Below are 13825 nucleotides of genomic sequence, written 5' to 3' on the forward strand. Positions count from 1 at the left end.
CCGAGAAGCGGCCCAGGTCCGTCACGTCGGTGGGCTCCTTGCGGACCTTGCCGCCGGCCGCCTCGGCCCTCGCCGCGGTGGCGTCGGCGTCGGCGACCGCGATGGCGACCGTCCAGGCCACCGGCTGCTGCGGGGCGTAGCGCGGGGTGACGGCGGCGGCCGCGGCCTCGCCCAGGAACATCTGGGTGTAGCCGTCGTCCTCGGGGCGGACACCGCTCTCGGGGCGCCAGCCGAACAGTTCGGCGTAGAAGACCCGGGCGGCGGCCGGGTCGTCGGTGCCCAGCTCGACCCAGCAGGGGGCATCGGTGGTGACGGAGGTCTGCTTCATGGCTCTCGGCCCTTGACTCTCGGTTCTCGGCTCTCGGGGACGCTCGGGCTGTGTTGCGGCGCCTTGACCTGACTGGCCATCAAAGCTCTGCTCTCTCAGGAGACTTCGAGCACCACCTTGCCGCGCGTGTGCCCGGACTCGACCTCGGCGAGCGCCTCGCCGGCGCGGCCGAACGGGTAGCGGCCGGTGACCTGGGGGTCGAGGTCGCCGGCGGCGACCAGGGCGGCGAGGGCGGCCAGGGTTTCGGAGCTGGTCGAGCGGGTGACGTAAGCGCCGCCGAGCTCGGCGGCGGTGGCCGGGTCGGCGGTGCTGACCAGCTCGGTCCGGTCGGTCCGGACTCCGGCCACCGCCCGTAGGGCGTCGCCGCCGACCAGGTCGAGGATGCCGTCGACACCGTCGGGGGCGGCCTCGGCGATCCGCTCGGCGACGCCGTCGCCGTAGCGGATCTGCGCCGCGCCGAGGGACTCCACGTACGACCGGTTGGCGTCGCTCGCGGTGCCGAGCACGACCAGGCCCCGGCTGCGGGCGATCTGGGCGGCGGCGCTGCCGACGCCGCCGGCGATCCCGAGGATCAGCAGCGTACGCCCGGCGCCGAGGGCGAGTTGGCGCAGCGCGTCATCGGCGGTGGCGACCGAGACGCCGAGCGTGGCGGCCAGGTCGAAGCCGACGCCATCGGGCTTGAGGGCGCTCAACTCGGCCCGCAGCAGGGTCTGTTCGGCGAAGGCGCCGGCGGCGACGAGGCCGAACACCTCGTCGCCGGGGGTGAAGCCGGTGACCCCGGGACCGATCCGCTGCACCACTCCGGAGGCCTCCTGGCCCATCACGGCGGGGAGTTGGCGCTCGCGGCCGAGGAAGCCCCGGCGGATCTTCCAGTCCACGGGGTTGACTCCGGCGGCCCGAACGGTGACCGCCAGTTGCCCCGGGCCGGGGTCGAGCACCGGGCGGTCGAGGAACTCCTGCGTCTCCGGTCCGCCGTAATCGATGAAGCCGAACGCCTTGGCCATCGGTGATCCCACTCCTCGGGTAGCGCCCTGCGGCACCTGCTCCCCCGCCCCAGCATGGGGGGCGCGGCGGGGCGGGGGCGGGCGCTGGTGGGCCGAACGGGGGCGGACGAACAAAAGACAGCTGACGGATGACAGATTTCAACATCTGTTATCCGTCAGCTGTCATCTGTTTTCTGTCATCTGTTAGCTGTCGGCTGTCGGCCGTTACCCGTCAGCCGCCACCTGCCGGCCGTCAGCCCCGCACCGCCCGCGTCACCGGGAGCCAGAGCTCCGCCTCCGCGTCGCCCGTCCCCGGGACGAAGCTGGTCCGGAGGATCTCCGGACCCGGGCGGGTCTCGTACGGGTTGGAGGGGAACCACTGGCTGTAGGTGTCCCCCCACATCTCCTGGAGGGCCTGCGGGAACGGCCCGCGGTTGGTGAACACCGCCCAGGTCCCGGCCGGGACGTGCAGGACGTCCAGGTCGTCCGGGACGACGGCGTCCTCGCGCGCCACCACCGCGTGCCAGTAGTCGAGTTCGGACCCCTCCTCCCGGTTGGGCGAGAAGTCGTCCGTCACCGACACGATGCCGAGCGGGTTCTTCGCCGTCAGGGCGGTGATCCGCTCGACGGTCTCCGCGCCCAACCCCCGGATGAACTCGGCGATGTGCGGGTTGACCCCCAGGTAGATCAAGGGGACCCGGGCCTTCTTCCCGACGATCCGGAAGTCCGGCTTCTCGACGATCCGGTACTCCATGCTGCTGCTTCCCTCCACGATGAGTCGGAAGGACATCCGGGGTTGGGAGATGAGCGCCGCACCCTCGCGCCGGGCCTCTCCGGGCCCGACCCCGTGCATCGCCCGGAACGCCCGGGCGAACGCCTCCCCCGAGGTGTAGCCGTAGCTGACCGCGATGTCGAGCAGCGTCCGCCCGCCGTCGAGGACCTCCGCCCCGGCGACGGTCAGCCGCCGGCGCCGTACGTATTCCGACAGCGGCATCCCGGCGAGCATCGAGAACAGCCGCCGGAAGTGGTACTCCGACGTCATCGCGATCCGCGCCAGTTCGGCCACGTCGATCTCCTGGTCCAGGCGCCGTTCGATGTGCTCCATCGCCCGGTTCAGGTGCTCCAGCACTGCCGCCCCGTCCTTCCCTTGCCGATCACCACCGTAGGAAGGACCCACCTTGCCGTACCCGACGATCGGTGCCCGCTCCGGTCGGGCACCGATCGCCGGGTGACCGGCCTCAGACCAGGCCCTGGGCCAGCATCGCGTCCGCGACCAGTTCGAAGCCCGCGATGTTCGCGCCCACCACGTAGTCGCCCGGGTGCCCGTAGCGCTCGGCGGTGGTGTGGCAGGAGTCGTGGATGTGCTTCATGATCCCGGCGAGCCGCTGCTCGGTGTGCTCGAAGGTCCAGGAGTCGCGGGAGGCGTTCTGCTGCATCTCCAGCGCGCTGGTCGCGACGCCGCCCGCGTTGGCCGCCTTGCCCGGCCCGAAGGCCACCCCGGCCTCCTGGAAGACCCGCACCGCCTCGGGGGTGGTGGGCATGTTGGCGCCCTCGGCGACGGCCAGCACCCCGTTGCGGACCAGGGCGAGCGCGTCGGCCTCGGTCAGCTCGTTCTGGGTGGCGCAGGGCAGCGCCACGTCGGCGGGCACGCTCCACACGCCCGGGCCCTCGACGAACCGCACGTGGCTGCCGCGCAGTTCGGCGTACTCGGAGATCCGTCCGCGCCGGACCTCCTTGACCTCCTTGAGCAGGTCGAGGTCGATGCCCTTCTCGTCCACCACGTAGCCGGAGGAGTCGGAGCAGGTCAGCACCGTCGCGCCGAGCTGCTGGGCCTTCTCGATCGCGTACACGGCCACGTTGCCGGAGCCGGAGACGAGCACCCGGCGCCCGTCCAGGCCGTCGCCGCGGCTGGCCAGCATCTCGGCGGTGAACAGGACGCAGCCGTAGCCGGTGGCCTCGGTGCGGACCTGCGCGCCGCCCCAGCCGAGGCCCTTGCCGGTCAGCACGCCGGCCTCGTAGCGGTTGGTGATCCGCTTGTACTGGCCGAACAGGTAGCCGATCTCCCGGCCGCCGACGCCGATGTCACCGGCCGGCACGTCGGTGTGCTCGCCGAGGTGCCGGTGCAGCTCGGTCATGAAGGACTGGCAGAACCGCATGATCTCGGCGTCCGAACGGCCCTTGGGGTCGAAGTCGGAGCCGCCCTTGCCGCCGCCGATCGCCAGCCCGGTGAGCGCGTTCTTGAAGATCTGCTCGAAGCCGAGGAACTTGACGATCCCGAGGTTCACCGAGGGGTGGAACCGCAGGCCGCCCTTGTACGGGCCGAGGGCGCTGCTGAACTCGACCCGGAAGCCGCGGTTGACGTGGATGTCGCCGGAGTCGTCCGTCCACGGCACCCGGAACATCAGCTGGCGCTCGGGTTCGCAGATCCGCTCGATGATCCGGGCGTCGAGGAGCTCGGGGCGGTGGGCGAGCACCGGGGCGAGGGTCTCCAGCACCTCGTGGACGGCCTGGTGGAACTCGGTCTCGCCCTTGTTGCGGCGGACCACGTCCGCGTAGAGCGATTCGATCGCGCGCTGCTCGGCGTCGAGGCGGGGCCGGTCGGCGGCGGGAGCGGCGGAGGCGGCGGAGGGAGTGGTGGCGCGGCTCGTGGGCATCTGATCAGGACCTTCCGTGGTCGTCGGTGGTCGTGCGCGAGGCGTTCCCGTGCCCAGGAAACGGGACGAAGTGTCGCAGTGTCCATGCCTCGGGTCCCGTCCCTTCCACATGCTGGACCGCCGTACGGGAACAGCGGGGGCGGGCGGGGTGTTGTTCGCCTCCGTAGTCGCCGCGGTCACCGGCAGTAAGCAGTTGTTCAAATTGGAACGACCGAGTACGGTCGACATCCGACCCGCCCTGATCCGTCCGGATCCGGAGCGGTTCACCCCGGTCCACCCCCGATCGACGGAGGCCCCACCATGCCTCAGCCCGGCTCCGCCACGGTGCGCTCGCACGTGCGCATCCCGCTGACCTTCCCGGACGGCTACCGCGCCGATGCGGAGGTCTCCACCTTCCACGGCCTCGCCGACGGCGCCGAACACCTCGCGCTCGCCCTCGGCACCGTCCCGGCCGGCGGAACCCCCCTGGTGCGGCTGCACTCCGAGTGCCTGACCGGCGACGTCTTCGGCTCGGACCGCTGCGACTGCGGCCCGCAGCTGCGCGAATCGGTGGAGCGGATCAGCGAGGCCGGCGGCTACCTGCTCTACCTCCGCCAGGAGGGCCGGGGCATCGGCCTCTACAACAAGCTGGACGCCTACGCCCTCCAGGACTCCGGCCTGGACACCTACGACGCCAACACCGCGCTGGGCCTGCCCGAGGACGGCCGGGACTACACCGCGGCCGCCCAGATGCTCACCGCGCTCGGCGTCGACGACGTCGACCTGCTGAGCAACAACCCGGACAAGGCCGCCCAGTTGGCCGGGCTCGGGATCACCGTCCGCCGTCGGGTGCCGACCGGCGTCCACCTGTCCGCGAGCAACGTCCGCTACCTGACCGCGAAGGTGGAGCGGACCGGGCACTCGATCGAGCTCTCCCGACTGGTCGGCTGACCACCGCGATCGGCGCGGGCGGGTCGGCACGGCCCGGACAGCCCGGACGGCGCGGTCGGGACGCTGCGAACCGGGCGGGGCAAACCGGACGGCGCGCCCCCGGGCCGGACGGGGCCGTCAGCCGACGCCGCCCCGCCCCCGGGCCCGCGCCGCCCGCAGCACCCCGTACGCCGCCAGCGGCAGCGCCACCAGTAGCGCGGCCCAGAAGGCGCCGTGCCCCCACCAGCCCGCGACCGCGCCGAACAGCCCCTCGAACACCGGGATCCGCAGCGCCTCCACCGGCCCCAGCGCCCCGGGCCACGCGCCCAGGAGCAGGGTGCCGAGGATCCAACCGACCAGCAGCACCCGGGCGGTGACCAGCGTGCCCAGGGTGCTCAGCAACGACACCGCGGCCAGCAGGACGACGAACCCCGCCTGGTAGGCCGCACCGGTCTGCCCCGTGCCCCAGGACTCCGGCGTGCGGTGCGGGCCGGTGGCCGCGAGCCGCACCTCGACCGCCGCCCACAGCAGCAGGACCAGCACCCCGGTACCGGTGAGCGCGAACCGCAGCCGGTCCCAGGTGCCGGCCCGGCCCGGCCGCCACGCCCCGGCGGCCTCCGTCCCCGCCCTCGCGCCCGCTCCCGTACCCGTCCCCGCCCTCGCGCCCGTACCGGAACCCGTCCCGGTACCCGCCACCCGGGCGGCCCGCGCGGCCCGCCGGTCGAGGTCCCGCCAGGCCTCCCGCACCTGCCGCCGGGCCCGCTGGGCGGGCCTCAGCAGCCGGTTGGCCCCCCGTTCGATCAGCACCACGGCCACCACGACCGCCACCACCGCCGCGATCCCGGCCCAACTCCCCATCCCGCCCTCGAACATGACCACCCGCTCGGCCACCGGCCGCGGCGCCTCCACCGCCGTCATCGGCGGTCCGAGCCGCAGGTAGCCGATCGCGAGCGCGCCCACCCCGGCCAGCAGCGCCGTACCGAGGCCGACCGGGGCCGGGAAGAAGGCGAGCACGGCGGCCGCCACGAAGGCCGCCCCCAGCTTCCCGGCCACCTGCTCGGCCGCCTGCTGCCCCGCGAGGTGCAGCGGCCCGCCGAACAGGTCCGGCGAGAGGTCGAGCCCGTGACCGGCCTCGACCGGGTAGCGCAGCACCGCTCCCGCCCACAGCAGCAGCCCGAGGCCCACCACCAGCAGGGCCACCGCCGCCACCCGGCGCGGCAGCATGGTGCGGGCGTACGGCCACCAGAGCCGCAGCCGGGCCGCCCGGTCCACCGGCGGCCGCCGGCGCCGCTCCCCCCACAGCCGCTCCGCCCAGAGCCGGGCCGCCCGCCCGGGCCGCGCACCGCCCTCCCGCAGCGCCCCCGGTTCCGGTTCGGGCCGCTCCGCCCGGCCCCGACCGCGCCGCCGCACCGCCTCCGCGGCCACCAGCGCCGCCCGCCCCGCGACCTGGTCCGGGTCGGCTCCCACCGCCCGCCGCCGCAGCGCCGACCAGCGCCGCCGCACCACGTCCCGCGGGGTGGCCGCCGCCGGGTCGGGCGCCGGCCGCCGGGCCGCCGAGCGCGCCGCCGTACGGGCCCCGGCGCCGACCGTCAGCGCCCCGTCCACCACCGCCGACGCGACCAGCGCGGCCAGCTCCGACACCCGTACCGGCAGCGGCAACCGGTGCAGCGCGGCGGGCAGCGGGGACAGCCGGCCGAGCAGCCGGTACCGCTCCTCCGGACGGATGCTCAGCCAGACCGCCAGCCGGTGCGCCTCCTCCCGCTCCTCGGGGCTGAGGCCGCCGTCACCGCGCCGGCCGCCGCCGACCGTCCGGGCCGTGCGCTCCACCTCGGCGAGCACGTCCGGGAGCGCGGCGAGGGCGAGCAGCCGGGAGCAGTGCTCGCCGGAGCACTCGGGGTGGAAGCAGTGGTAGCGCGCGGCGACGGCCGGGGCACCGCCGCGGACCAGTTCGTCGATGAACGCGGCGCCGTCCGGCTCGGTGGCGACGCGTTCCAGCCCGGCCGGGTCGACCGGCCGGTCACGGTAGTGCGGGACGGCTCCCGGTGCGAAGGCGGCGCCGAGGGCGAGCACCGCGACGCCGGCCACCGCCTCGCGCCGGGAGCCGGGGGCGCGGACCACGTCGGTGAGGTAGTGGAGGTCGAACACGGAGTCCTTGACCTCGTCGCGCAGCCAGTCGCGCAGCCGCTCCGCCCCGACCGCCGCGAGCCAGCGCGCCGCCGCACCGGAGTTGCGCAGCAGCACCTCGGTGAGCCGGACCGGGTCGGTGAACGGGTCGCCCAGGAAGGTGATCGGCCGCAGGGCCTGCGGGCGGCGCCGGATCACCGCCGGGCTGCCGCCGGCCAACCAGCTGCGGACCTCCGCAGCAGTCCAGCGGTCCTCCGGCTTCTTGGTGAACAGGCCCTGGAGTAGGAGCAGTTGACGCCGGTCGGAGACGGCGGAGAGGTCCACCTCCTCGCCCATGACGAGTTCCAGCTCCAGGTCGTGGTCGGCCGCCCGCTCGCCGTCCGCCCCGACGAACCGGGGCCGGCCGACGAACAGTTCGTACAGCACGTTGCCGAGCCCCCACCAGGGCCCGGCCTCGTGGTTCTTGCCGGCCAGCTGCTCGGGGGCCATGTAGGCGACGGTGACCATCATCGTGGAGGTGAACCGGCGGCTGTCGGTGAGCCGGTCGACGCCGCCGAAGTCGGCGATCACGAACTCCCCGGGGCCGCGGCCGGGGCGCACCAGGATGTTGACCGGCTTGAAGTCCAGCGGGTTGCGCTGGATCCGCCGCTGCCAGAACTCCAGCAGCGAGACCAGCTCGTAGACGATCTGCTCGGTGGTCCGCGGGTCGGCGTGGGCACCGCCGCGGCGCAGCGCGGCGACGTGCGCGGAGAGGGTGACGGGCAGGTACTCCATCGCCACCCAGTCGACCGGCACGCCGTGGTGGCGGACCCGCCCGTAGTCGATCAGGTGCGGGACGTGCCGGCGGAAGCCGTCGTTGCGCAGGTGGGCGAGCAGGTCGTGGTCCATCCGCTGGCCGCCGACGGCCACCTTGACCGCGGCGTCGGCGCCGCCGTCGGTGCGTCGGACGTACCAGACGGTGCCCTCCGCGCCGGCACCCGCCCTGCCCAGCGGGGTGAAGCGGTCCAGCAGGGCCTCGGGGAAGTCGTCCTCGAAGGGGCTGCCCGTGGGCGCGGGCCCGGCCGCGGGTGCGGGTGCGGGTCCGCCGCCCGGCGCGGGCCCCGGGCCGATGTTGTCCTGCCAGGACGGGCCGCCGGCTGCGGAGCGCGGTCGGCGCACCTCGGTGGCGGCCTCCGGGTCGTGGCGGGGCCCGGGCGTCCGCCGGGTGGCGGCCTCGGGATCGTGGCGGACCTCCTCCGCGGCCCGGTCCCGGGCTCCGCCCCGCCCGCGCCGCGGGTCCCACGACCCCCGGAACCGGGTGCCCCGCTCCCGGGAGCCCCAGTCGACCCTGGTCCGCGGCGACTCCTCCGGCCGCCCCCGGCGCCCGTCCCCCTCGCCCGGACCGCCCGGACCACCCGGACCATCCGGACCGGAGCCCTCCGTTGCGCCCATCACGGCGTACCCCTCCCCCGATCCCCGGGGCCGGTGCGGAGGCGTTGACCACGGGCGCACCGGTGCCGGGTGGTGATTTTGACGCGCCATCATCCCGCATACCGGGCAGGGCCGCAGGGCGCTTTCCGGATCGGTTCCGAGACGGTTCCGGAACCCGTGCGCGCGGAGGTGGGAGCCGAGCCGGGAGCTGCCGGGCCCGCCCCTCCCCGGGCGGGTTCACCCCTCCTCGACCGGGCGCCCCTCCGGCTCCTCGACGATCCGGCGGGCGATCTCCTCGGGCCGCACCGGGCGGCCGAAGTGCCAGCCCTGCGCCCAGTCGCAGCCCATCCCGCGCAGCCGCTCGGCGTCCTTGCGGGTCTCCACGCCCTCGGCGGTGACGTTCAGGCCGAGCGTGTGCGCCATCGACACCAGGCCGCTGACGATGCGCCACCCGGTGGCGCCGTCCTTCGCCGGGTCGTGCAGGTCGCCGACGAAGGACCCGGCGATCTTGAGCCCGGAGACCGGCAGGTCGCGCAGGTAGGAGAGGTTGGACCAGCCGGTGCCGAAGTCGTCCACCGCCAGCGACACCCCGAGGTCGACCAGCCCGTGCAGGGTGCGCAGCGCCTCGTCCTCGGGGCCGACCACCGTCGACTCGGTGATCTCCAGCTGCAGCCGGGCCGGGTCGAGTCCGGTGCCGTCCAGGATCCGGCCGAGGTCGGTGACCAGCGCGGCGCTGCGCGCCTGCCGCACCGCCAGGTTGACGTTCAGCTGCGGCGCGGCGTCGCCGTAGTGCTTGATCCAGTCCGCGGCCTGGCCGCAGGCCTGCTCCAGCACCCAGCGGCCGAGCGGCATGATCAGCCCGGTCTCCTCGGCGGTGGTGACGAACTCGTCCGGGCCGAGCACCCCGAGCTGCGGGTGGCGCCAGCGCACCAGCGCCTCCACGGCGGCCATCCGGCCGTCGGCGAGACGGTAGAGCGGCTGGTAGTCGATGAAGAACTCGCCGCGGTCGAGGGCGGCCGGCATCCGCACCGAGACCGCGTAGCGGCTGACCGCGCGGGCGTTCTCCTTGGGGTCGAACAGCGTCCAGCGGCCGCGGCCGGCCTCCTTGGCGCGGTACAGCGTCAGGTCGGCGGCCCGGACGGCGGCGCCGGGGGTGGTGGTGGAGACCCTCCGCTCCAGCACGCCGACGCTGGCGCCGACGGCGAGCTTGTGGTCACCGATGAGCACCGGCCCGGCCAGGGCCTTGAGCACGGTCTTGGCGGCGGCCACCGCCTCCTGCTCGCCGCGGCAGTTCTCCAGCAGCACCACGAACTCGTCGCCGCCGAGCCGGGCGACCAGGTGGCCGAGCGGGGTGAGGGCGGCCTTGAGGCGGGCGGCGACGGCGGACAGCAGCTGGTCGCCCATGTCGTGGCCGAGGCTGTCGTTGACCACCTTGAAGCCGTCGAGGTCGACGTAGCAGAGGCCGAAGCGGGCGCCCGGCTCCGGCTCGTCGAAGACCTTCTCCAACCGCTCGAAGAAGGCGGCGCGGTTGGGCAGGCCGGTGAGCGGGTCGTGGGTGGCCTGGTGGCGCAGCCGCTCCTGGAGGCGGTAGCGGTCGGTGACGTCCTCCAGCATCGCGACCTGGTACTGCGGGGCCCCGTCGTCGTCACGGATCAGCGAGACCGTCAGGTGGGTCCAGACCACCTCGCCGTCCTGCCGGTAGTACGGCTTGTCGAACTGGAAGTACTCCCGCTTGCCGCTGATCAGCTCCTCGTACGCCTCCCAGACGCCCGGGGTGTCCTCGGGGTGGACGAGGTCGTCGACCCGGCGCCCGACCATGTCCCCCGGCCCGGCGCCGAACAGCTCCTGCACGGCCTTGTTGACCGCGAGGATGGTGCCGTCGGTGTCACCGATCGCGATGCCGATCGCGGCGCTCTCGAACAGGGCGCGGAAGCGGGCCTCGGAGGCGCGCAGCGCGCGTTCGGCCTCCTTGCGGGCGGCGTCGGCGGCGGTGCGGATGGCCTCCTGCTCGCGCAGCGTGCGCTCGCGCAGGGCGTTCGCCCAGCCGGCCGCGAAGGCGCCGGTGAGGGCGGGGCCGCGGCCGTCGTGGAGCGGCTGGGCCTGAAGCAGTTCGACGGCGCGGGCGAGCAGCACCGGGTCGGTGAAGTGCCCGTCGACCAGTTCGGCACCGGCCCGGGAGGCCAGCCGGGGCTCGAAGGGGTCGTTCTGCTGGGCCCGGTGCAGCAGCGCGGCGGTGCGCGCGACCAGCCGGCCGAGCAGGCCGGGGTGGACGGCGATGCCGTGGTCGGCGGAGAGCAGCCGGGACCAGTCCTCGTGGAACCGCTCCGCGTCGCCGCCCGGCGGGGTCGCGCCGCTCACCGGAGCGTCCCGACGGCGCTGCCCGTCGCGGCGGAGGCCGGGGCGTCGGGGGTCACAGCGGCGGGGCTCACGGCGGCGCTGGGCAGGGCCGGGCGTCCGGCGGCCGCCGCACGGGGCGTGCGGGCGTCGGCTGCTCTCCCGGCGCGACCGCTCAAGGGCGGAACCCCACGCCCGCCACCCCGGCGATCCGCTCGGGGTGCTCGCCGACCGTGCCCGGCTGGTCGGGGCGCCACTGCGGCAGGTGCACCACGCCCGGTTCGACCAGCTCGAAGCCGTCGAACATCGCGGTGACCTGGTCGCGGGTGCGCATGGTCAGCGGGGTCGGGGTCATCCGGTAGAGCTTCTGGTGGTCCTCGGCCTGGTCCGGGCGGGCCTCCAGGGAGGCGTGCGAGAGGACCAGCGCGCTTCCGGCGGGGAGGCGGTCGCGGACCGCGGCGATCAGCTTCCAGGGGTCCTCGTCGTCGCTGACGAAGTGGGCGACGGCCACCAGCAGGACGGCCACCGGCTCGTCGCCGGCCAGCAGGGCGGACACCTCGGGGCGGTCCAGCAGGTCCTCGATGTCGCGCAGGTCGGCCTGGACGACGGCGCTGTGCGGGTCCTCCTCCAGCAGCAGGCGGCTGTGGGCGACGGCGACCGGGTCGCGGTCGACGTAGACCACCTCGGCCCCCGGGCGGATCGCCCGGGCGATCTCGTGCACGGCGCCGAAGGTCGGGATGCCGGAGCCGATGTCCAGGAAGCGGCTGATGCCCTGCTCGGCGAGGAAGGCCACGGCGCGGCGCAGGAAGGCCCGGTTGGAGCGCATGATCTGGGGCAGTTCGGGCCACAGGGCCATCGCCCGGCGGGCCATCTCCCGGTCGACCTCGAAGTTGTGGGAGCCCCCGAGGTAGTAGTCGTAGACCCGCGCGGCGTTCGGTTTGTCCAGGTCCATACCTTCCGGTACCCAGCTCGGTCGCCGCATGCCTGTGACTCCTTCACTCCGGATCCGGGGGCGCAGCGCCGGGAGGTGCTGCCGTGACTGATGAGACTACAAGCACACAAGATCCTCCCTTGCACCCCGAACGGGTGCAAGCGGACTGCACCCTTCCTCGCGGACGGCGCTCTCCCTAGGGTGGAGCCGTGGATCCCAACCACTACCGCTTCCGGGGCGAGTGGCGCCTCGCGGCACCGGCCCCGGCGGTGTACGCGGCGCTGGCGGACGTACGGAGCTATCCGCTGTGGTGGCCGGAGGTCCGCGCGGCCCGGGAGACCGGTGCGGGGTCCGGCGAGGTGGTGCTCCGGGCGCTGCTGCCGTACCGGCTGGTGATCGGGCTGGAGGCCCGGCGGCGCGACCCGGCGTCCGGCGTGCTGGAGGCGGCGATGCGGGGCGACCTGGTCGGCTGGTCGCGGTTCACCGTGACGGCGGACGGGCCGGGCGGTACGCGGTGCCGGGTGCTCTTCGAGGAGGACGCCCGCCCCGCCAAGCCCCTGCTGCGACGCCTCGCCCTGCCGCTGCACCCGCTGTTCCGGGCCAACCACGCGGTGATGATGTGCCGGGGAGGCCGCGGACTGGCGGCGTACCTGGCGGGTGACGACGGCGGACGAGGACGGCGAACAGATGACAGATGACAGATTTCAGCGAACAGATTTCAACTTTCGACATCTGTCAGCTGTCAGTTGTTCGCCGGACTCCGGCAGCGACCCCGGCCCCGGCAGCGACCCCGACTCCGAACGCGACCCCGGCCCCGACCCCGGCTCCGCGTTCGGCTTCGACGCCCCCTTCGACCGCACCGGCACCGGCAGCAGCAAGTGGGCCCGGGCCGCCGCCCCCGGCGTGATCCCGATGGGCCTGGCGGACATGGACCTCCCCGGTCCGCCCGCCGTCGCCGAGGCCCTGGCCCGGCGCGCCCGCCACCCCGCCTACGGGTACACCGTCTGCGATCCGGCCGGGCGGACCCTGGTCGCCGACTGGTACCGCGCCCGGCACGGCGTCGAGGTCGACCCGGACTGGGTCCTGCTGCTCCCCTGCGGCCCGCGCACCGCGCTGCGCCTGCTCCTGGAGACCGTCCGGACGGGGACCGCGGACCAGCAGGCCCCCGTCCTCTTCCCCACCCCCGAGTGGGGCGGCTTCGCCCAGCTCTGCCGCGCGGCCGGCCTCCCGTACCGCGAGCTGCCGCTGCGCCCCTCCCCCACCGGCTACCGCTCCCCGGGCGGCCCACTGCCCCGCCCCGCGTCCGCCGTCCTGCTGAGCAACCCCCACAACCCCTCCGGCACGGTGTGGCACACCGGGTACCTGAGCGGGCTGGCCGGGTGGGCCGCGGAGGCGGGCGCCCTGCTGGTCTCGGACGAGGTCCACGGCGACCTCACCCACCCCGGCCGGGCCCACCCCGTCGCCGTGACCACCGCCGACCCGGCGCACCGGCACGCCGTCGTCACCCTGAACTCGGTCGGCAAGACCTTCAACTGCTCGGGCATTCCCAGCAGTTGGGCCCTCGTACCGGACCCGGCACTGCGCGCCCGGCTGACCGACACCCTGGCCGGCTACGGCCTCTGGGAGGGCGGCCTGCTGGAGCAGACCGTGCAGCGGGCCGCGCTCGGCGAGGGCGGCCCGTGGCTGGACGCGCTGCTGGCACACCTCGCCACCGCCCGCGCCCGGCTCACCGAGCGGCTCGGCCCCGCCGTCCGCTCCGTCCCGCGGGCCTCGTACCTGCTCTGGCTGGACGCCGCCGCCCTCGGCCTGCCGCCCACCGGCGCCCGCGCCGCGCTGCTGGAGCGCTGCGGCCTGGAGGCCTCCGACGGCGCCGAGTTCGGCCCGGGCGGCGCGGGTTCGCTGCGCCTCAACTACGCCCTGCCGGGCCCGGTGCTGGACACCGTCCTGCAGCGCCTGGACCGCCTGTGACCGGGGCACGTGCCCCGGCCGGGCAGCCCTCCCCGGAGCCCCCGAGAACCCCGCATTCACCCGATCGCCATGGCCCTGACCTGCGAAAACGAACATTCACGCGATATTTGCGAAGCGCCCCCGCATGCTCCGTAGCAGACTGGGCAAAGTAGACCGGGCCGCAATCGTGATCCCGAGGATGGTG

Annotated in this window: 10 protein-coding genes; 3 read left to right on the plus strand and 7 right to left on the minus strand. The window is 74.7% G+C overall.

Going from position 1 to position 13825, the window contains the following annotated elements; translation table 11 throughout:
* From ACFXPX_RS16875 to gdhA, 4 genes are all read right to left on the minus strand, one after another.
* Positions 1-328: VOC family protein (locus tag ACFXPX_RS16875; RefSeq protein ID WP_380641929.1), on the minus strand; the 328-nt coding region annotated here is incomplete at its 3' end.
* A 95-nt stretch (positions 329-423) separates the two neighbouring features.
* Positions 424-1332, minus strand: a complete 909-nt coding sequence (locus ACFXPX_RS16880; protein ID WP_380641932.1) for an NADP-dependent oxidoreductase — start codon at positions 1330-1332, stop codon at positions 424-426.
* Positions 1333-1564: 232 nt separating this feature from the next.
* Complete coding sequence (locus ACFXPX_RS16885) at positions 1565-2440, minus strand: GyrI-like domain-containing protein (protein WP_380522591.1); 876 nt, start codon at positions 2438-2440, stop codon at positions 1565-1567.
* 109 nt (positions 2441-2549) lie between these two features.
* Positions 2550-3965, minus strand: coding sequence for an NADP-specific glutamate dehydrogenase (gdhA, locus tag ACFXPX_RS16890; protein ID WP_380641934.1), 1416 nt, complete (start codon positions 3963-3965; stop codon positions 2550-2552).
* A gap of 300 nt (positions 3966-4265) precedes the next feature.
* Here gdhA and ribA point away from each other — a divergent pair, with 300 nt between their 5' ends.
* A complete protein-coding gene (gene ribA / locus ACFXPX_RS16895) occupies positions 4266-4895 on the plus strand; it encodes a GTP cyclohydrolase II (RefSeq protein ID WP_380522589.1) in 630 nt (209 codons plus the stop codon).
* 117 nt (positions 4896-5012) lie between these two features.
* On the opposite strand, the gene ACFXPX_RS16900 is transcribed toward ribA, so the two are convergent.
* The 3 genes from ACFXPX_RS16900 to ACFXPX_RS16910 form a co-directional block, all read right to left on the minus strand.
* The gene (locus ACFXPX_RS16900; protein ID WP_380641980.1) at positions 5013-8429 is read right to left on the minus strand and encodes a hypothetical protein; all 3417 of its coding nucleotides are present in this window, start codon (positions 8427-8429) and stop codon (positions 5013-5015) included.
* A 216-nt stretch (positions 8430-8645) separates the two neighbouring features.
* On the minus strand, positions 8646-10766 hold the full coding sequence (locus ACFXPX_RS16905; protein WP_380641936.1) for a putative bifunctional diguanylate cyclase/phosphodiesterase: 2121 nt from the start codon (positions 10764-10766) through the stop codon (positions 8646-8648).
* A gap of 151 nt (positions 10767-10917) precedes the next feature.
* A complete protein-coding gene (locus tag ACFXPX_RS16910; protein WP_375885001.1) occupies positions 10918-11724 on the minus strand; it encodes an SAM-dependent methyltransferase in 807 nt (268 codons plus the stop codon).
* Between the two features lie 158 nt (positions 11725-11882).
* Between ACFXPX_RS16910 and ACFXPX_RS16915 the strand changes: the two genes are divergently transcribed.
* A complete protein-coding gene (locus ACFXPX_RS16915; RefSeq protein WP_380594340.1) occupies positions 11883-12371 on the plus strand; it encodes an SRPBCC family protein in 489 nt (162 codons plus the stop codon).
* Entirely contained in the window at positions 12361-13641 is a 1281-nt protein-coding gene (locus ACFXPX_RS16920; protein ID WP_380641939.1) for an aminotransferase class I/II-fold pyridoxal phosphate-dependent enzyme, read from the plus strand. The genes ACFXPX_RS16915 and ACFXPX_RS16920 overlap by 11 nt, the downstream gene beginning before the upstream one ends.
* Positions 13642-13825 lie beyond the last annotated feature (184 nt).

Source organism: Kitasatospora sp. NPDC059146, from assembly GCF_042786665.1.
GTDB lineage: Bacteria > Actinomycetota > Actinomycetes > Streptomycetales > Streptomycetaceae > Kitasatospora.

Bases quoted from the DNA above. Each gene is read 5' to 3' on its own strand.
- ACFXPX_RS16880 (WP_380641932.1), bottom strand. From the start codon at position 1,332: ATGGCCAAGGCGTTCGGCTTCATCGATTACGGCGGACCGGAGACGCAG.
- gdhA (WP_380641934.1), bottom strand. From the start codon at position 3,965: ATGCCCACGAGCCGCGCCACCACTCCCTCCGCCGCCTCCGCCGCTCCC.
- ribA (WP_380522589.1), top strand. From the start codon at position 4,266: ATGCCTCAGCCCGGCTCCGCCACGGTGCGCTCGCACGTGCGCATCCCG.
- ACFXPX_RS16900 (WP_380641980.1), bottom strand. From the start codon at position 8,429: ATGGGCGCAACGGAGGGCTCCGGTCCGGATGGTCCGGGTGGTCCGGGC.
- ACFXPX_RS16910 (WP_375885001.1), bottom strand. From the start codon at position 11,724: ATGCGGCGACCGAGCTGGGTACCGGAAGGTATGGACCTGGACAAACCG.
- ACFXPX_RS16920 (WP_380641939.1), top strand. From the start codon at position 12,361: ATGACAGATGACAGATTTCAGCGAACAGATTTCAACTTTCGACATCTG.